We start from the raw sequence: 20,555 nt of genomic DNA, 5'->3' as shown, positions 1-20,555 counted from the left end.
ATTACACCTACTTCTTAATCGACAGTTGGACGAGAAGATACATTCGGATGGGATCGAAAATGCTGAATGTATTCTAAAGATTTACCTGTGCCGATTGCAACACTATCTAGTGGATCATCTGTTACAAATACAGGCATTTTTGTCTCATCACTTAAAACAGTATCTAAATTCTTCAAAAGAGAACCCCCACCTGAGAGAACAATCCCACGATCCATAATATCTGCTGCCAGTTCTGGAGGTGTTTTTTCTAATGTATTCTTAACTGACTCAATGATCGCGTCTACTATATCTTTTAACGAAGAGGCAATTTCATTTGCAGTAATTGTAATGGTTTTTGGTAAACCAGTTAACAAATCCCGCCCACGTATTTCCATTTCAACGTTATCAGCAACTTCACTAGCGCTGCCTATATCCATTTTTATCGACTCTGCTGTTCTTTCACCAATCATAAGGTTGTAATTTTTCTTAATATAAGAAATTATAGCTTCATCCATTTTGTCTCCTGCAACACGAATTGATTGACTCGTAACAATCCCGCCTAAAGATATAACAGCAACCTCTGTAGTTCCACCACCAATATCAACAATCATACTGCCAGTTGGTTCCCAAACTGGAAGTCCTGCTCCAATTGCCGCTGCAAAAGGTTCTGCAATTGGAAATGCATCCCTAGCGCCCGCTTGTTTTGTTGCATCAATAACAGCACGTTCTTCAACCATTGTTATACCAGATGGGACACATATCATTACATTAGGTTTTTTTGCGAAAATAGAACGGTTACGCATAGCTTTCTTTATATAATATTTCATCATTATAGCGGTTGTCTCGTAATCTGCAATAACCCCGTCTTTCATTGGACGGATAACAGAAATATTACCAGGTGTTCTACCGATCATATTCCGTGCTGAACTTCCAACTGCCTGTACCTGCCCTGTTTCAATGTTTTTAGCAACGACTGATGGCTCACGAACAACCACACCTTTTCCTTTTACAAAGACAAGGCTATTAGCAGTTCCTAAATCTATTCCTAAATCTTGCGAAAAATCAAATATACCCAAAGAGATCTCCCTTTCCAATTCTCACTATTCGTTTGTAATATGTAGGTTTACTATATCGATTAAAAGTGGTTTATGCAACGTGAACAACATAATATAACGTGCATTTTGATCGGTAAAATAGTAAGCAAATTTCCACATGTTTATTCGTAATCATAATAAGCGCCAATTTCAATAGCAATTGAAAAATGGCGCTGAATTGTTTCCTAATAATAATTATACGAAAAAAACGTAAAAATAGATAGTGTTATAAGTATCCTTTTTCTTTAAGTGATACAAATTTCCTATCACCAATAATTAAATGATCAAGCAATTCGATACCAATCATTTTTCCTGATTCAACTAAACGACGGGTTACATGAATATCTTCTTGGGAAGGGGTGGGGTCACCAGATGGGTGATTGTGTGCACAGATTATAGATGCAGCGGAACGTTTAACAGCTTCACGATAAACTTCTCTTGGATGAACAATTGATGCATTTAGACTTCCGATAAAAATGGTTTGATTATGAATAATTTGGTTTTTTGTGTTTAAAAATAATACAACAAAGTGTTCTTGATTTAAATTTCGCATCTCCTCCATAACATAATCTGCTCCATCTTCTGGGGATCGAATTACGTATCGGTCATTAGGCTTGTATTGATTCATCCTTTTACCAATTTCAATTGCGGAAAGAATTAAAACTCCTTTAGCTTCACCTATACCTCTTATAGCAGTTAACTCTTCAATCGTCGCATCCTTCAATAGTTTTAATCCTTCAAAATGCATTAGTATTCGTTGAGATAATGTCATTACAGATTCTTCCTTGGTCCCGGTCCCAAGTAATATCGCCAATAACTCCTGGTTAGATAAATGACCAGACCCAAGCTTCAACAAGCGTTCCCTTGGGCGATCTTCTTTAGGCACATCCTTAATCATTATTGTCGGCATTGTCATAACTTTTCCCCCTTTGAGTAAAAATATCATAGCGAGAATATCCAGTTTCATGCAAACAAGTAAGATTCAATTAATGAATGGTTATTTGGGCAATAATAGCATTTTCTTCTTAAACAAAAATGTGATTTGAGCATAAGTTTTTCTGACAAAAAGGAAAAGACATAGCTTGACGAAAAGATTTGGAACGATTATTTTTAGTTTACTATCAAATTTTCGTAATTTCTCAGTAACTTTAATAATGTAACCGGGGCGGTATTTTGACTAATTTCTCCAATTTTCGGATCAAGTTTTTTAATAGCTTCGTAAAATTCACGTGTTTTTTCACCCTGTGCCGGATAGGCTTTAACCCAGCTATTCCAATCAGTCGAGGAGAATTTTTTATTATTTGATACATTTTCTAGTGTTTTATTCCACAAAGTGTGAAAATCCTGAAGCCATTTGTATTCTGCTTCCGTAATTTTAAGTTCTGCTTTTTTAACCGACCATTCTTTAGCATACGTTTCAAGGTTTAAGTTTTTGTATGAGGATTTTATAGCATTTGCCTGATCCTTTGTATTAGTTACAGTGGCAAAAAGATAAAATTTCTCGCCTTTTTTCCAAACCATAGTTGGAATTCCTGGTTGCTTAAATTGATCCTGCACTGCAGTGACACTTGAATTTTCATTAAAAAGACCGGCTTGAAGCACAAATGCTTTGAATCCTTCGAGTGAATAAGTAGACGATTTTGAGACAACAGTGCCATTACCCGTATTTCCTGCATCATTATTAGTAGAATCTGTTGATGAATTCATCTTACCAGCCACTGGGCCTGAATTTATATCTATATTTGTGAACATATTCAGCATAAAGATTCCGAGAGCTGTTCCTAACACAATAGCTGAAATAATTGCTGTAAATATATGTTTATATGTTTTGGATCCCTTCCTTTTACTAGTACTAGTTTTAAAAAATTCTTCCGTTTCAAATGAGTTTTCTCGAACATAAGTAGGGATTTGATCATCTTCATTAGTCTCCTTAGCGGCTGCAATCTCAGAATTAATATGGGAATGTTGGACGTTTTTCTTTTTAGTAAGTTTTGTTTTCTTCCCGTCCATCCATACGATTATAGTTTTGCGATCATTCACTTTGTCCCCCCACTTTCATAAGTTTTCTATACTCTATCATAGCCAGACTGAAAAGTAAGAGGAGTTTTGTCATAGTCTATTAAAAACAGTTCAACAAAAACTGCAGTATTGAAAAGCTTTTCTATCTATTAGAAAAAGGTTTTAATTTTTTTAGAAACTTGGTTTATCGCCATACTTTAATGGTGAAGGCCTTAGTTTCCAAGAAAAAATACACAAGTTAGTTTCTTGTGTATTAAAAAGGTAATTTAATTTGGTTGTAGTTCCTGATAGACTGCTACTTTGTTTCTACCACGTTGTTTTGCTCCAAGATACATTGCGCGATCAGCATGTCGAATTAGCTCATTTAGTGTTTCACAGTGATCTGGGTAAGCAGAAACGCCAATACTAGCAGTGACAGAAACATACTCCACATCATTATGTGGAAAAATGTGCTTCATCACGGGAAATGGCGTCTCTGCAATCAAGGCTCTTAACGACTCTGCCAGTTTACAGGCTTCTGTTAGATTTATATGTGGTAGAGATATTACAAATTCTTCTCCACCATACCTTGCAACCAATCCTTTTTCACCAATGAACTCTGTTAATGTATCTGCAAACAAGCGTAAAATCTCATTCCCTGCTTCATGTCCATATTTGTCATTTACTTGTTTAAAGTGATCTAAATCCAACAATATTAAGGAGTATATACTGCTTTTAGTAATGTTGGATCCGTACTCTTCAACAGCATTGTTAAAATAACGATAATTATACAATTTAGTAAGACCATCTTTTTCACTATTCAGCTTTGTTATCTCATAATTTTTTGCATTTTCTATTGCAACACCAAAATAATTAGTTAGGATATCGAGAATTCGAAGATGTACCTTACCGAAAGCATTTTTCTCTTTCGAAACTAACGTTACAATACCAATTGTACTGTTATTTGTTTCTATCGGAAGTGATATTACACTTTCCATATCTTTCGGTATTTTATTGGCTTTTAAAAATGACCACTCCTTGGAATTATTATACAATATGGGTTTATTTTCTTCCCATACCATCCCACTAAATGCTTCATTCTTAGACAATCTACTATGTGTTGGCTGAATTTCATTTTTGGCATCAGTAAATCTTACTAATTCAAGGTGTTCATCGACAACCATGTAAATATAAGCACAATCCATTGTTACTAGATTAGCAATCTTACTAATAAAAACGTCATAAACCTCGTTTACTACCATCTTTTTTGTTAACTGGTGACCAATTTCACCTGTTTCTTCTAAATAACGATTAATTTCCTGATAGGAGTAAAGAAGTTTAAGTATAATTGCAATCATGACAAATGGTATCCCCATATAAAAGATCGCAATTCTTCCTATTTCCGTATATAAAACAAATAAAACGAAACCAACTGGTAGCACAATTAATGAGGATTGTATTTCCCATAAGAATCCTTTGTCAAATAACTTAACATTTCTTTTATAAAAAACACGATGGTTCATCTTTATAAACAACTGATTGACTACAAATACTGTTATCGCATAGCCAAATATAGCTACAATGTCTTGAAAACTAGTAAAATCAATTGATTGATGATCCCCGCCCAGCAACCAAAAAGTAAAAGCACCAATTAGGGACACCGCTGAAAACATGGTTAAATTCAATGGATAGCGATAATACTCTTTTTTTCCAACACCAATTCTTGCTAAAACGAGTAAAATTGCTAGTTGTGTTAATATTATTTCAACAAACAGTCCAAAGGATAGGAATACCGCTATACTTATTCCATTCACAAAAAAGACTGGTGAATGGCTAATCATTAAAGGGAAAAATGCAACAACACACATAAAAACACTGAATAACACTATATCAGTAAGTTGTCCCTGTACATTTAAAAAATTGTAATTATATGTAGCTATAAGACTAAGGGGCCATAGTATCGACCATATAACTAATAATATATTTATTCTTTTTTTTGAAACCATGTTAACTACATCTCCCCTTCAGAAAAATTATTAATTGTGACTTTATGCCTATTTTTTATAAAATTTCTGACAATACAAACATACCACATAAGTTATTATTTTGCTATAAAACTTCTAACAGATAAAATAAAGTCAAGTGACCCTGTTACAAAGAAATCTATTTCGAAATTTGATGAGTTAAGTGTCTCATTAATTTCCTGTTTCCAATCTTTCCTAATAACAAAATTAACAGAATCAGCATACTTCTTTAATTCTGTAATGCTTGCTGCTCTTGGATGATCGAATGTAGTCAAAATAACTTTGTCAAAATTCTCCTCAAGAAGTTTCAACATAGACCCTATGTCTTTATCTTTAAATGCGGCAAAGATCACATGTTTTTTTTTTTGTTGCATACTTACACTATTAACAGTTTCTACAAAAGCCTGAACACCAGACTCATTATGTGCACCATCAATGAATATTTGTGGTTTATGATAAATTAACTCGAATCTGCCTGATACTCGTGTATTCTCGACCCCACCTACTGCCGAATCAATATCTAGTAAATACCCTAATTCAATAAGCTTAACGATTGCCATTATAGCAATAGCAGCATTAGTATGCTGGTGTCTACCTATCATTTTCAGACTAACATCTAATTCCTTATACAGTTGGTTTCCCCAAGAGAAATAATTGTCTTTTCCACCAGATATTTTGAACTCTTTTCCAAATCGTGATAGATTTACTTTGTTAGCTTCTGCTATTTCCTGAATTACTTTCATTGCTTTATCAGACATTGGACCAATAATAGCAGGTATTTTGTATTTTAAAATACCTGCTTTATGTATAGCTATTTTATCTACTGTATTACCCAGAAAACTAACATGATCAAGGCTAACATTTGTTATAATAGAAAGCAGTGGATGAAAACAATTTGTTGTGTCTTCTCTACCACCCATTCCTGTTTCAATTAATGCAAAATCACAGGAATCAGCGAAAAACAATAAGGCGAGTACCGTAATTATTTCAAATTCAGTAGGATGATCGCCCTGCTCATCCAAATCCACAATTGCAGGATACATAAAATTTAACAACTCTACAAAAGTATGGTGGTCTATTGGGGTATCATTAATAAACATATGTTCCCTTAAGCCGACTGCACTTGGGGAAACAAATACACCGACCCTATAATTGTTGGATACTAAAGCATTTTTAATGAAATTAATTGTTGAACCCTTTCCATTTGTTCCAGCTACGTGGATACCGTTTATTTTTTTTTCAGGATGGTCTAGAACCTGAAGCAACATTTTCACTCGACCTAGTCCAGGCTTAATTCCTAAATGTTTTCGTCCATGTAAATACGTTTTTGCTTCCAAAAAACTGTTAAACACTATGTACACACCTACTTATAATGATAGATTAGTTAAAAAAGAAAGAATCTTCTCAGGTCTTTCAAGTTTTTAAACATTTAATTTTCTATAGTATATCATTTTACTATTCGAATGAGAAAGGAGTGTTCCCAATGAAAATAACCGGATGGATTGTATACAATGGATATTTAAAAGGCAATAAATTTTTAGATTATACGGAATGGCTGCAAGTAGCAGCAAGTAAAAAGGGCGTTTTTACCAAGGTTTGGAAAAATAATGAACTTCTGTCTTACTTAACTAGTCAAAAACTCGAAATTATTGAAGCTAATAACCAACTTCCGGATTTTGTTATTTTTGCAGATAAAGATATTTATTTGGCAAACCAATTAGAATTAATTGGGATAAAGGTTTATAATAGCGCTGATTCTATTCGTGTGAGTGATGATAAAATTTTGACCTACCAGGCACTAGCATCTAAAAATTTGCCGATACCAAACACCATAATAGCACCAAAGATGTTTATAAATGATAGTGAAATTGATCATTCTGTCTGCGAATCTGCTATCAAAGTGTTGGGATTGCCAATGATTTTAAAAGAAGCATTTGGTTCTTTTGGTGAGCAGGTTTACTTAGTCCATTCCAGGGATGATTTAGAGCAAACGGTTTTATCTATACAGGATAAACCGTTTATTTTCCAAGAATTTATTGGGTCAAGTTATGGAAAAGATATTCGTTTGCATGTTGTTGGCGATCAAGTAGTTGCTGGTATGGTTAGGACAGCATCTGATGATTTTCGTGCTAATATAACAGCTGGAGGCACTATGCAAGCCTATCAACCATCAACAACTGAGGTTGACATTGCAGTGGCAGCTACTAAAGCAATCAATGCCGATTTTGCAGGGGTGGACTTGCTGTTCGGAGCAGATAATCAACCAATTATTTGTGAAATTAATTCTAACGCGCATATTCGTAATATGTATGAATGCACAGGCGTTAACGTTGCAGACGATATTGTTGATTATATCATTGGAAAACAAACTAGTTAAATAAGGTGATTCTATGACGTATAAAGGTTGGTTAATTTATAAAAAGAAGGATGCTTTGGAAAACCAATCATTCATTGATTGGTTTATAAACGAGGCTAAATTACAAAATATAGTATTAGAGTTGCTTTACAGAGAGAATTTTACAATTGGGATTGTAAATAATAAACGAAGCATCATAAAAAATAACGTTTCGATCGAACCTCCGGACTTTGCTGTTGTGCGAACCGATGAACCTTTCTTAAGTTTACATCTTGAAGAGCTGGGAATTAATGTGTTTAATTCTGCAACTATCTCACAAATATGCAATAACAAAGAATTAACACATCATCATGTACATAACTTAAACATTCCTATGGTAGACACTATCTTTGTCGACGGCCGCCAAATGAACGATTCTTACAAATTAGACTACCCATTTGTTGCGAAACTATCAACAGGCCATGGGGGGAATAATGTTCATCTAATTGAAAATGAGCGGGATTGGCAAAATCAACTACCAGACCTTACCTCGGATACAGTCATCCTCCAATCATGTAATGTATCCTTTGGAAAGGATTTACGTGTATTTGTCGTGGGCAACGAAATAGTTGGTTCTGTTCTCAGAGAAAACAAAAAAGATTTCCGTGCTAATTTTAAACTTGGTGGTTCAGCGAAATGGTATCAATTGAACAATGATGAATTAAAAATAATAAACAAAATAATAAATAACTTTGAATTTGATATGGTTGGTATCGACTTTTTATTTAGTAATAGTGGCAAATTATTATTTAATGAAATTGAAGATGTTGTTGGCTCTAGAATCTTAAGTGCTGTTGGTAATGTAAATATCCTGGAAAAGTATGTTAGCCATATCAAATCTAAATTGGATAGTAGAAATAGCGGGCATTAACCACATTAATAACATGCTGGTGTACCATTAATAAAAAAGAAACGGAATTTCATCATCAAATGAAATTCCGTTTCTTTTTAGTTATCTAACTCCATTAAACGTGCTTTTACTTTTGCATGCTTTTCTAGATAGTCCTGTTCCTTCTCTTTTTCTTCATTTACCACTGATTCAGGAGCTTTTTTGACAAATCCTTCGTTTGATAGTTTCTTTTGAACCCGCGAAACTTCCTTATTCCACTTTTCCAGTTCATTTTCTAATCGTTGGCGTTCTTTTTCAATATCAATTAAACCCTCAAGTGGGAGAAATAATTCTATCCCCGTTACAACAGCTGACATAGCTTTTTCTGGTACTTCTATGTCCGAAGCAATTACAAGCTCGCTTGTGTTACAAAAACGCTCTAAATAGCTACGGTTTGCTTCAAGTTCAGAGATTGTAATGTCTTCAGCCTGAATAAGCAGTTTAATTTGTTTTGACATTGGTGTGTTTACTTCAGCACGAATGTTACGTACAGATTTTATAATTGAAACTAATTTTTCCATTTCATCCATTGCTTTCTCATCATGAAAATCTTTACGAACCTCTGGCCAGCTAGCGATTGTAATAGACTCACCTTTATGAGGCAGCTGTTGCCAGATTTCCTCTGTAATGAAAGGCATGAATGGATGCAGCATGCGCATTGTATTATCTAGAACATAAGCAAGTATAGATTGGGTTGTCTTCTTTTTAACAGCGTCTTCACCATATAATGGTAACTTGGCCATTTCAATATACCAATCACAAAAGTCATCCCATATAAAATTATACAAATGACGTCCCGCTTCACCGAAATCATATTTTGCTGTATTTTTAGATACATGGTCAATCGTTTCATTAAGTCTAGTTAAAATCCATTTATCTGCTACCGATTTTTCACCTGTTAAATCAATGTCGTCGTAAGTGAACTCCTCCATATTCATTAGACAGAACCGTGATGCATTCCATATTTTATTGGCAAAGTTCCAAGTTGATTCTACCTTTTCCCAATAAAAACGAAGATCCTGACCTGGAGAAGATCCAGTTAATAAAAAGTATCGAAGTGAATCAGCACCGTATTTATCGATAACCTCCATCGGATCAACACCGTTTCCAAGGGATTTACTCATTTTGCGTCCATCCGCATCTCGAATTAAGCCATGCATGAGCACATCTTTAAATGGACGTTCTTCTGTAAATTCAATCGATTGGAAAATCATTCGGGCAACCCAAAAGAAAATAATATCATAACCAGTAACCAATACATCGGTTGGGAAATAACGCTTAAAATCCTCTGAATCTTTATCTGGCCATCCCATTGTCGAAAAAGGCCATAAAGCAGACGAGAACCAGGTATCCAACACATCTTCATCCTGTTCCCAATTTTCTATGTCAGCTGGAGCTTCTTTTCCAACATACAGTTCATTGGTTTCTTTGTGATACCATGCCGGAATTCGATGTCCCCACCACAATTGCCTGGAGATACACCAATCTCTAATATTATCCATCCAATTAAGGTAGGTATTTTCAAATCGTTCCGGTACAAAATTTACTTTATTATCACCTTTTTGCATTTCAACGGAAGCATTTCCAAGCGGCTGCATATTAACAAACCATTGTGTAGACAAATATGGTTCAACAACAGCATCGCTTCGTTCGGAATGACCAACTGTATGTGTATGATCTTCTATTTTAAATAGTACGCCAAGTTCTTTTAGATCATTTACAATTTGTTTACGACAATCAAACCGATCAAGGCCTTTATATTTCCCTGCATTTTCATTCATTGAACCGTCTTCATTCATTACCAATACACGCTCAAGATTATGCCTATTTCCAATTTCAAAATCATTCGGATCATGGGCAGGTGTTATCTTAACAGCACCAGAACCAAACTCACGGTCAACATAATCGTCAGCAACTATTTCAATTTCACGGCCAACAATTGGCAAAACAACCTTTTTACCTACTAGATGCTTGTAACGTTCATCTTTTGGATGTACTGCAATTGCAGTATCACCAAGCATCGTTTCAGGTCGTGTAGTTGCAATTTCAATAGACAGGTCACTATCCTTAATTGGATATCTTAAATGATAAAAATGTCCTTGTATTTCCTTATGAATAACTTCAATATCTGATAGTGCTGTTTTTGTTTTTGGATCCCAATTTATGATATATTCTCCACGATAAATTAATCCTTTATTGTACAGACTTACGAATACTTCACGAACAGCTTCAGATAAGCCCTCATCCATTGTAAATCGTTCGCGTGAATAGTCTAAACCTAGTCCTAACTTTTCCCATTGTTGGCGAATAACACTAGCATACTCTTCTTTCCAATCCCATACTTTTTCAATAAATTTTTCGCGGCCAAGGTCGTAGCGGGATTCACCTTGCTCCCTTAACTTCGCTTCCACCTTAGCCTGCGTGGCAATCCCCGCATGGTCCATCCCAGGTAACCATAAAACATCATACCCTTGCATACGTTTCATTCTTGAAACAGTGTCTTGCATAGCAGTATCCCAAGCATGACCCAAGTGCAGCTTGCCAGTTACGTTTGGTGGGGGTATTACGATAGTGAAAGGTTCTTTTTCAGGATCACCAGTAGCTTCAAAATATTTCCCATCTAACCAAAACTGATAACGGTTCTTTTCCACAGACTCGGGATTATATTTTGAAGGTAATTCATTTTTTTGTTTGTCTGACATAATTTTTCCTCCTCAAACTAGTAATGCTAGCAATGCGATACCCGTCTTTTTATAAAAAATAATTCCATGAAACACAAAAAAATCCCTCCATCCTATAAAGGACGAAAAGATTGCTTCCGTGGTACCACCTTCGTTTGCAGGCTAAAAATAAACATGCACACTCATCATTTGTAACGGATCTAATCCGACTTCTTCTACCAAATAAATTTCAAAGAAGTAGCATCATGGGCGACATTCCAAGTAAATAGACCTGGGAAATTCTCAGCTTGTATTTCCCTCTCTTAAGGTATTACCTTGTACTCTTCCCAATCATTGCCTTTTGTTTTTCAGTTTATTATTTATCATACTACCTATTTCCGGCTAAAAAATCAACTAATATTACTATACTTTGCACAAAAACAAGGTGTTTATACATATTATAATAAAAATAATTTTATTTGTGAAGGGCGTGACAGCATTATGGCTAGATATTATAGGTATAAGATGCCACCATGGGCGAGAAATTGCATTATTGTTATAGAAAAAGTGACATTACCGATTGTGATTTTTCAACTAATACGCACACTGTTTATTCCAACTACTTTTGATGTCTTTTTGTTAGGTATTTTAATAGGTGTTTTTGTTGCTTTCTACTTGGAATGGATTTAATCTGTATCGTCATTACTTTCCAAATTTAAGTTATTTCTGGACCAGTCAACCATCTGGAGTAAAAATCGTTGGTTACGTTTTAATACCATTATGTACTCCATCATGGATTGGTCGGTAGTTCTGGTTGCATAACCCTCAACAGTTTGGAAGTATTCTGTAGGATCGAGCAGATAAATAGCAAGTAATTCTTTTTCAATCTGAACGAGACTGTTCTCTTTTCTATATAGAGTAAAGTACTCTGAAAGGTTCGTAGTTCCCAAATCCAGGTTATATAACTGGCATTTAATCATTGATACGATATCAAGTACTGCATTAGCATGAAAATAATCTGTCTGACTGCTTTGGTATAGGTTTCCTTTTACTAGCAAATTTTTAATATTATTTTGACCATAACAAAGACAATATCTCCACTCACTCACTTTCAATATCTCCGAATTAAATTGGTCTAGACGATTTAATAATTCTCTTACTATGTAATCTATGTCACGATAATGCGTACAAATTAACAACTCAACCGGCGCCATATATCTCTTCTGTTCAAATTCATCTATATATTGTTCGAACCGCTTCTGATATTCAATACAGGAATCATAATATTTCTTAAAATCTTTTTGAATATTTTCTTTATTGATAGGTATAGTCTGTAACGTACTATGATGTGCAGCTCCAATATTTCGATATATGTCTGATATAGAAAGCCTTTTTCCATATGTATTTTTATTATAATTTTCCATAGAACTCCTCACATTCCAAAAGCCATGCAAACCTTTTTGTATTAAATTTAACCCATAAGTCTTAAGTCAAACCACTATAAATTAGCGGCCTGACTTAGGATCTTAATGCGGGCAAAAATATAGAAGTTTTAAATTAAGTTTGCAAAAGACTCTTTTGTAAAGTTTTGTTGCTCCTTAACCCTCGCAGTTGATGAAAAGTGCGACGTAGCTGTTGTGTTGATTTCCGCTACGGCCAGTCTCTTTCCTCGGGTGGCCACTCGTGCCCATGGAATCAACCGTTATCCAGAAATATCACCCGTCGTGACCATGGAATCAACCGTCACGTTTAGTCACGTCGCAGATTATAGACTTTGTCAATAATCTTAAAGAACCGCCTTGCAAAATAAACAATTATTTAACTTTTATCTAATATTACAGATTTAGTGCCTTTTACTTGCTTGAATTTACGGGGATATAAAGTAACTGTCCTTCAGTTATTGTATCTTCGTCCAACTTATTTTGTTTAGAAATTTGAAGTGGATTTACCTGATATCTCTCCGCAATGGTGTCAATGGTATCATTATCCTGTACGATACATAATTTCATTTTAGAATATCTTTCTTCGTCCTGCCTAAACATATTAGACAAGTAATCAATCTTTTCACCTTTTTCTTCCTCTTCGTCTTTCTCTTTATCCTCTGAGGGTTTTACAGATGACTTAGGTATCCTTTCGGGTACTTCTTCATCTAATTCTTCATCATTCAAATATTCATCGCGTGGCATATACGTTTCACGTGTTTGCGCTAATTCCTGAACACTTGTATCTATTTCTTCCTGTTCATAGCTCTCTTCAGGTTTTTGTGCTTGGTTAGCTTCTACCTCTTCCTTTACGTCAAAACGAAATGTATCTTCGTAATTATCTTTCAATGTAAAAACTTCTTCTTGATTTTGCTCTACTGATTCAGTGTCCGTTTTTGTCTCTATAACATCATTTATCCCCTGAATGGCAATGATTGATGTTAACCTGAGTTGGTTTTGCTCAGGAATCTCATAATCAAAGTAGTCAATAGACACTGTTACATCATCCATATCATTTACGCGATAAGTTGGAACAGATATTTCTACGGGGAAACGATGAGAAAAGGATGTTTCTCCCCTCTCCGATTCAAATACCTGCTCTACATATCGACGGGCAGGATATTCATCTGAAATAGGATCATTATTTCTCTCATCACCATCATTAACTCTTTGGTATTCCCCTTTTAATTCAATTACTCCTCTAATAGATATATAATCATTAAATGGCTGAATAGATATCTCAGGTTCAAGTGCTATACTAATAACTTCTGCAACTTCCTGTCCCCGTTCAAAGTAAAGTGATTCATTAAGCTCAAAGCTAAACACTGCATTTTCTTGCGCCAAATTATTTCCTCCTTCCCAATACTAAAAATAAACATATTGTTTATATCACTATATGATTTCAGTTTGCATTATATGATTTTAAGATTTTATACCTAAGAACAAAAGCGCAAGCGCCCTTTTATGCGAGCCCATAAAAACGCCCCGTACTGTGACTTTATCGGTACTAATACGTCCTGGACTCCTGCGTTGGACGTGGCTGTTTAGGTGTCTAGTTAGTCACAATCTTTGAAATCTATAGTCCAAACAACAAAAAAGCATGCTATCAAAATTAATTGATAGCATGCCTAATCTTTATTTGTTTATTTGAGAGAAAGCTTGTCTTATTGCATTGATTGTATTCTCTATATCTTCATCTGTATGCGCTGTCGATAAAAATAAACCTTCGAATTGAGAAGGGGGCAGAAAGATACCTGCTTCAATCATTGCACGATAATACTGTGCAAAATAATCTAAATTTGATTTTTTGGCACTATCAAAATCCTGTACAGGTTCATTGGTAAAGAAAACGCCTACCATAGAGCCAGCACGATTTATTTGTAGTGGAATATCAAAATCAATTGCAGCCTGTTCAAACCCAGCAACTAACTGATCGACTTTTTCATTCATTTTAGTATAGCTTTCTTCTGTTAATGCATTTAATGTCTCATATCCTGCAGTCATAGCAAGGGGATTACCAGACAATGTTCCAGCTTGATAGATAGGGCCAGATGGAGCAACATGCTCCATGATTTCACGCTTACCACCATATGCTCCAACTGGTAGTCCACCACCGATAACTTTGCCTAAACAGGTCATATCAGGAATCACCCCAAAATATCCCTGTGCACATTCGTAACCAACACGAAAGCCAGTCATTACCTCGTCAAAAATAAGGATTGTTCCATAATCTTGTGTGATTGACCTTAACCCCTGCAGAAAGTCATCCTGAGGAGGGACTACACCCATATTTCCTGAAACAGGCTCGACGATAACAGCTGCAATTTCACTACCATAGTTGGCAAACGCAAGACGTAAACTTTCCAGGTCATTATAAGGAACTGTAATTGTATTCTCAGCTACTGAAGCTGGTACTCCAGGACTGTCTGGTAATCCTAACGTTGCTACACCAGATCCAGCTTTGATCAATAATGAATCACCATGACCATGGTAATTCCCTTCGAATTTTAAAATTTTGTCGCGGCCAGTATAACCTCTAGCAACACGTAAAGCACTCATAGTTGCTTCTGTTCCTGAGTTAACCATTCTAACCATTTCGACCGACGGCACCCGATTAATCACTAGCTGTGCCAATTTATTTTCTATTAATGTTGGTGCACCAAAGCTAGTACCTTTTTCAGCGGTTTCCTTCAGTTTTGAGACAACACGGTCATCTGCATGTCCGTGAATTAATGGCCCCCAGCTTAGTACATAATCAATATATTCGTTGCCATCGATATCTTTGATTTTTGAACCTTTGCCAGATTCCATGAATATTGGGGACATACCAACAGATTTGAATGCTCTTACAGGTGAATTAACACCACCGGGCATTAGATCTACTGCTTCTTTATATGCGTCAACTGATTGATCAAATTGTTTCATACAAGCTCACCTCATTTAAGTATTTTTTATCGATTACTCACTTAACCAACGTGCGACATCTTTTGCAAAATAGGTTATGATAAGATCCGCTCCTGCTCGTTTCATTGATGTAAGCTTTTCTAATACCAGTGATTTCTCGTCAATCCATCCATTCATTGCAGCCGCTTTAACCATTGCGTACTCACCACTAACATTGTAAGCTACAATCGGTGCGTTGAAGTTATCTTTGATGTCCCGAACGATATCGAGATAAGACAAAGCAGGTTTGACGATAAGAAAATCTGCCCCTTCCTCGATATCCGATTCTGCTTCACGAATAGCTTCTAACCGATTTGCTGAATCCATCTGGTACGATTTACGATCCCCAAATTGCGGGGTACTATCAGCAGCGTCACGAAATGGTCCATAGAACGCCGAAGCATATTTAACTGCATAAGACATAATTGGAATTGAAGAGTAGCCAGCTTCATCCAGCGCAGTACGGATTGCTATAACAAATCCATCCATCATATTTGAAGGCGCAATGATATCTGCTCCAGCTTCAACTTGAGAAACAGCAGTTTTTGCTAACAATTTTAATGATTCATCATTGTCAACATCTTCATTATGAATAACTCCACAATGACCATGAGACGTAAATTCACACAGGCATGTGTCTGCTATTAATAACAATTCTGGCACTTCTTTTTTAATAAGACGAATTGCCTGTTGCACAATCCCATCATTCACATAAGCCCCTGTACCAATTTCGTCTTTCTCATTTGGAACACCAAAGACAATTACGGAAGAGATCCCTAAATCTCGTACCTCTTTCATCTCATCTGAAAGGTTGTCTAGTGATAATTGGAAAACCCCCGGCATAGAAGAAACTTCATTGCGTATGTTTTCTCCCTCTATAACAAAGAACGGATATATTAAGTCCTCTTTTCGAAGGTGATTCTCGCGCACAATCTTTCGTATTGTAGCCGATGAACGAAGTCTACGATGACGCTTAAACTCAAAATTATTAGTCATTGCAACCTATCCTTTCGTTTTATGTAGTGAGAAATAGTGTTGACTATTCCCTCAATTGTAAAATAGTTTGGTGACATTGTCTGATTAAACCCATTTTCTATTGCGCGAGACTCGGTTGTTGTACCGATACAAACACAAGGAAGATCCTTTAGTTTTTCGATATGTTTAGCTTCTATGCCCATCTCCAAAAATGCATCCACAGCTGATGGACTAGTAAAAGTAAGGTAATCAGGATACCTTTTGTTAAGATAGTTTTTTAACGTCGCCTGACTATCAAAATCACTCATGGTTTTATAGGATATCACTTCGTCAAAACCTACACCATGTTTAACTAGGTCTTCTTGAATAACATTAAGGGACTTGCTCCCTTTCACTATTAATAGAGGGCCCTTTAATGGGATCCGTTGTAAAAATTCTATTGCTAATGTTTTAGCATTATAAACGGAAGGAAGAAAACTTGCTGATAAGCCGTATTCATGCAGAGCTTTTTCTGTTTTATGACCGACAACAGCAAATTTTGGGGTGTTGGACTTGATTAGGTCGAGTTCTTGCTGGTTTAGTTGCTTAAAAAAACAATCAACACCATTTGCACTTGTGAAAATTATCCATTCGTAATTTATGAACTTTTCAAGTCGTTCTACTGCAAAGCTTTTACAAGTCACTTTGACTAATGGAATTTGAACAGGCACACCACCAAGTTCAACTATTAAATCAGCAAGAGATTTTGCTTTACTTTTTTCCCTGGTTATAAAAATCTCTTTTCCTTCTAATAGTTGTTCCATTGTTTACTCAAGCTCCTCTTTCACTTCATCCACAATTTTTTTTGCACCTCGAGCAATTAACTTAGTGGCTGCCTCTTCTCCAACTGCAACTGGATTAGTACCTCGTACAGTTTCACTTAATACAGTTGTTCCATCTGCACTTGCCACAAGAGCATTTAATACGATTTCTTCATTCTCCAAGTGAGCATAGCCAGCAACCGGTACTTGGCAGCTACCTTCTAATAACTTTAAAAATGTCCGTTCTGCAGTAACCGTAATAGTCGAATATTCATTATTAATTTTGGCTAGCATTTCCCGTACTTCCGTATCATCCTCGCGGCACTCAATAGCTAGTGCTCCTTGTCCAACTGCAGGTACACACATTTCCGGGTCAAGGTATTCGGTAATCAGATTTTCATTCCAACCAACTCGCTGCATTCCTGCCACAGCTAATATGATTGCGTCATAATCCTCTTCTTCAAGTTTACGTAAGCGGGTTTCGATATTGCCACGGATTGATTTTATCTTAACATCAGGACGCTGAGCCAGGACTTGCGCTGCTCTTCTTAAACTGCTTGTACCAACAATAGCGCCATCAGGTAAATCGTTTAATTTTACGTTGTCTTTGGAAATATAAGCATCTCTATGATCTGCTCGTTCTGGAATGGAAGAAATGGTTAGCCCTTCTGGCATAACGGATGGCATATCTTTCATACTATGAACAGCGAAATCTATTTCCTTATCATACATAGCCTGTTCAATTTCTTTTACGAAAAGTCCCTTACCTCCAACTTTTGATAACGTGACATCAAGGATTTTATCCCCTTTTGTCATTATTTTTCTAGTTTCAAACTCATATGGAACACCAGCTTTTTTCAGCTCATTGATTACCCACTCAGTTTGGGTTAATGCAAGATTACTTTTTCTAGTTCCAACAATTATTTTACGCATGATTCTGTCTCCTCCTTAGAGATGAAAATTTGATAATAAACTAAATAGCAGAAAATTAATCAGTAGTATTAGAAAAGCTGCAGTATTGTAGATTGCTATTGATTTTCCTTGATGCCCTTTTACCATTCGTAATACTAAATAAAGCGTATATACACCAAGTACAAATATCGAACCCAATGTCTTAAGGTCAAACCAGTAAAACTCCGCATTTGAGACATATGCCCAAACTACTCCGAGAATTATACCAAGTAATAACAATGGAACACCTAATGTTACTGCTTTAAAAGAATATTGATCTAACTGCTTTAAATCTCCTAGCCTCCACATCCAGTTAATACCCTGTTTGTTTTTTAGTAATCGGTACTGAACCAGATACATAATAGAAAGCAAAAAGGATAGTGTGAAAAATCCATAAGAAACAATGGACAATGTAATATGTGTAATTAATATTTCGTTTACTAATTGAACACCTTGTGCCAACCCCTGCTGCTGTGCTTCAGTGAGTATATACATCAGTAAAATAAAGAATCCAAACAAATTAGTAAAAAATACAATAAAATGTATGGAAAACAAATGGTTAATAATTAATGAAAAAGTTACTAATACCCAGGCGTAAAAAAACAAACCATCATACAGGGAAAGTACAGGAAAGCTATGGTCGACAAACGCTTGTTTAAATAAAAAAAAGCTTTGAATAACCCAGACCATACTAAGTAACCAGAAAGCCATCCGATTAGCTCTCTGGTTACTTTGAATAAAATCAATAAAATAGCAGGTTACACTTAGACCATAAATGATTAGAATAATCTCATAAAGCCATCTGGATTCAAACATAGTGGTAATATCCTTTCATCTTAATTCGTCGTTACGTTTTCTACTAATGGAAAGGATATTTTCTTATCTTTTTCTGCATTGCTCAGTTCATTGTTTTTTTGGGATTGCTTGTCCAATTCTTCCTGTACTTCTTGTTTGATACCGAATATATCCATAAACAGCGCTAGCTTTTCATCTGAATTTTTTCCTGCAGCCAGTTCTTTCGCTTGATTGACAGGTTCTTTTAGCAATTGATTAATGATACTTTTTGTGTGCTTATTTAACACTTTCTTTTCCCGCGCTGTTAAATCAGGCATTTTACGCTCGATGCTCTCCATTGTTTCTTCCTGAATAGATAGCGCTTTTTGTCTTAATGCCGAAATGACAGGAACAACACCTAAAGTTTGTAACCAATCATTAAACATGACAATTTCAGCTTCAAGCATAATCTCTATTGCAACTGCAGCTTTTTTTCGTGAATTTAAATTTTGGTCAACTATATGCTGCAGGTCATCTATATCATACAAAAAAATACTGTCTAGCTGACTGATTGCAGGATCAATGTCTCGTGGTACTGCAATATCCACTAAGAACAACGGGCTTCCTTTGCGCTTTTTCTGTATTGGTTCAATCATATCTTTGGTAATTACGACAGAATCCGAACCAGTTGAGCTAATTAGAATATCCGCTTCCTGCAATACGGCTAACAGGTTTTCAGCGTGCTCAGCGGTTGCATCAAATTTATTAGCTAGTTCAACCGCTTTTTCAAATGTACGGTTTACCATTGTTATCTTCTTAGCACCAGAGCCATAAAGATTTTTAACAGCTAATTCTCCCATTTTTCCTGCGCCAAATATAACGATGTGTTTGTGTTGCAGATCGCCAAATATTTTTTTTGCTAATTCAACTGCAGCATAGCTTATTGACACAGCATGCTCACCAATAGCTGTGTCCTTATGGGCCTTTTTCGCAAAAGTAACTGTTTGTTTAAATAATTCATTAAAAATTGTTCCAGTAGTTCTCATTTTTTGAGCAGTTAAAAATGCTTGTTTTACTTGTCCAAGAATTTGAGTTTCACCTAGAACCATGGAATCAAGACCAGCAGAAACTTTAAATAAATGCTCAACTGCACTATCAGCTTCTAAAATACGCAAATAAGGAGAGAACTCCTCTTTATCTATTTGAAACCAATCTGCTAAAAATTGTTTTATATAATAACGTCCAGTGTGAACTTGATCAACCACAGCATATATTTCAGTGCGGTTACATGTAGAAACAATTACATTTTCTAAAATGCTTTTCTGTGTGTGCAAAAGCAACATCGCATTATTAATGTCCTGTTCAGAAAACGTCAATTTTTCCCTAACTTCAACTGGGGCTGATTTATAGTTAAACCCTACTTTTAATATATGCACAACGATCTACCCCCAACAAATCTTAAAACATAATCTTTTTTAATTATAACATAGATAATAAGTGCTATTTCTGTTAAAATGTGAACAGATTTTGAATCCATTTATTTTAATTTATATTTGTTTACGAACTCGTATGTACTTTATCATAACAGAATG

General features: G+C 35.6%; 17 protein-coding genes and 1 other annotated feature. Of the genes, 3 read left to right on the top strand and 14 right to left on the bottom strand.

All coding sequences use genetic code 11. The features are described 5' to 3' along the window. Window positions 1-14: 14 nt before the first annotated feature. The 5 genes from ACOI1D_RS00485 to ACOI1D_RS00465 all read right to left on the bottom strand — a co-directional run bounded on the left by ACOI1D_RS00485 (window position 15) and on the right by ACOI1D_RS00465 (window position 6,447). The gene (locus tag ACOI1D_RS00485; protein ID WP_422498310.1) at window positions 15-1,055 is read right to left on the bottom strand and encodes a rod shape-determining protein; all 1,041 of its coding nucleotides are present in this window, start codon (window positions 1,053-1,055) and stop codon (window positions 15-17) included. Window positions 1,056-1,299: 244 nt separating this feature from the next. After that, entirely contained in the window at window positions 1,300-1,989 is a 690-nt protein-coding gene (radC, locus tag ACOI1D_RS00480) for a RadC family protein (RefSeq protein ID WP_422498309.1), read from the bottom strand. A 194-nt stretch (window positions 1,990-2,183) separates the two neighbouring features. Beyond that, window positions 2,184-3,113 (bottom strand): hypothetical protein, encoded by a 930-nt coding sequence (locus tag ACOI1D_RS00475; RefSeq protein ID WP_422498308.1) that lies wholly within the window; start codon window positions 3,111-3,113, stop codon window positions 2,184-2,186. 245 nt (window positions 3,114-3,358) lie between these two features. Then, complete coding sequence (locus tag ACOI1D_RS00470) at window positions 3,359-4,885, bottom strand: sensor domain-containing diguanylate cyclase (RefSeq protein WP_422498307.1); 1,527 nt, start codon at window positions 4,883-4,885, stop codon at window positions 3,359-3,361. 287 nt (window positions 4,886-5,172) lie between these two features. Next, window positions 5,173-6,447: a bifunctional folylpolyglutamate synthase/dihydrofolate synthase gene (locus tag ACOI1D_RS00465; RefSeq protein ID WP_422498306.1), complete on the bottom strand. Its 1,275-nt coding sequence runs from the start codon at window positions 6,445-6,447 to the stop codon at window positions 5,173-5,175. A 131-nt stretch (window positions 6,448-6,578) separates the two neighbouring features. On the opposite strand from ACOI1D_RS00465, the gene ACOI1D_RS00460 reads away from it, so the two are divergent. Then, window positions 6,579-7,472 carry an ATP-grasp domain-containing protein gene (locus ACOI1D_RS00460; RefSeq protein WP_422498305.1) on the top strand — a complete coding sequence of 298 codons (894 nt, stop codon included), beginning with the start codon at window positions 6,579-6,581 and terminating at the stop codon, window positions 7,470-7,472. Window positions 7,473-7,485: 13 nt separating this feature from the next. Next, on the top strand, window positions 7,486-8,361 hold the full coding sequence (locus ACOI1D_RS00455; protein ID WP_422498304.1) for an ATP-grasp domain-containing protein: 876 nt from the start codon (window positions 7,486-7,488) through the stop codon (window positions 8,359-8,361). A gap of 77 nt (window positions 8,362-8,438) precedes the next feature. On the opposite strand, the gene ACOI1D_RS00450 is transcribed toward ACOI1D_RS00455, so the two are convergent. After that, window positions 8,439-11,081 (bottom strand): valine--tRNA ligase, encoded by a 2,643-nt coding sequence (locus ACOI1D_RS00450; RefSeq protein WP_422498303.1) that lies wholly within the window; start codon window positions 11,079-11,081, stop codon window positions 8,439-8,441. Between the two features lie 94 nt (window positions 11,082-11,175). Continuing rightward, window positions 11,176-11,403 (bottom strand) — a binding site (T-box leader). A gap of 137 nt (window positions 11,404-11,540) precedes the next feature. Between ACOI1D_RS00450 and ACOI1D_RS00445 the strand changes: the two genes are divergently transcribed. Continuing rightward, window positions 11,541-11,729, top strand: a complete 189-nt coding sequence (locus tag ACOI1D_RS00445; RefSeq protein ID WP_422498302.1) for a hypothetical protein — start codon at window positions 11,541-11,543, stop codon at window positions 11,727-11,729. Here the strand turns inward: ACOI1D_RS00445 and ACOI1D_RS00440 are convergent. From ACOI1D_RS00440 to hemA, 8 genes are all read right to left on the bottom strand, one after another. Continuing rightward, the gene (locus ACOI1D_RS00440) at window positions 11,726-12,463 is read right to left on the bottom strand and encodes a hypothetical protein (protein ID WP_422498301.1); all 738 of its coding nucleotides are present in this window, start codon (window positions 12,461-12,463) and stop codon (window positions 11,726-11,728) included. The two genes, ACOI1D_RS00445 and ACOI1D_RS00440, sit on opposite strands and share 4 nt — an antisense overlap. 429 nt (window positions 12,464-12,892) lie before the next feature. Beyond that, entirely contained in the window at window positions 12,893-13,864 is a 972-nt protein-coding gene (gene spoVID, locus ACOI1D_RS00435) for a stage VI sporulation protein D (protein WP_422498300.1), read from the bottom strand. Between the two features lie 291 nt (window positions 13,865-14,155). Next, entirely contained in the window at window positions 14,156-15,445 is a 1,290-nt protein-coding gene (hemL, locus tag ACOI1D_RS00430; RefSeq protein ID WP_422498299.1) for a glutamate-1-semialdehyde 2,1-aminomutase, read from the bottom strand. Between the two features lie 33 nt (window positions 15,446-15,478). After that, window positions 15,479-16,459, bottom strand: a complete 981-nt coding sequence (gene hemB, locus ACOI1D_RS00425; RefSeq protein WP_422498298.1) for a porphobilinogen synthase — start codon at window positions 16,457-16,459, stop codon at window positions 15,479-15,481. Then, complete coding sequence (locus tag ACOI1D_RS00420) at window positions 16,456-17,241, bottom strand: uroporphyrinogen-III synthase (protein WP_422498297.1); 786 nt, start codon at window positions 17,239-17,241, stop codon at window positions 16,456-16,458. The genes hemB and ACOI1D_RS00420 overlap by 4 nt, the downstream gene beginning before the upstream one ends. 3 nt (window positions 17,242-17,244) lie before the next feature. Further along, on the bottom strand, window positions 17,245-18,171 hold the full coding sequence (gene hemC / locus ACOI1D_RS00415) for a hydroxymethylbilane synthase (protein WP_422498296.1): 927 nt from the start codon (window positions 18,169-18,171) through the stop codon (window positions 17,245-17,247). A gap of 15 nt (window positions 18,172-18,186) precedes the next feature. Next, entirely contained in the window at window positions 18,187-19,005 is an 819-nt protein-coding gene (ccsA, locus tag ACOI1D_RS00410; protein WP_422498295.1) for a cytochrome c biogenesis protein CcsA, read from the bottom strand. A 20-nt stretch (window positions 19,006-19,025) separates the two neighbouring features. Continuing rightward, window positions 19,026-20,399, bottom strand: a complete 1,374-nt coding sequence (hemA, locus tag ACOI1D_RS00405; RefSeq protein ID WP_422498294.1) for a glutamyl-tRNA reductase — start codon at window positions 20,397-20,399, stop codon at window positions 19,026-19,028. Window positions 20,400-20,555: the final 156 nt, after the last annotated feature.

Origin of the sequence: Virgibacillus sp. DJP39 (genome assembly GCF_049310925.1) — a bacterium.
Classification (GTDB): Bacteria; Bacillota; Bacilli; order Bacillales; family Amphibacillaceae; genus Virgibacillus_F.
The sequence above is the reverse complement of the archived record's forward strand: the minus strand, read 5'-3'. Positions and strand labels throughout refer to the sequence as shown.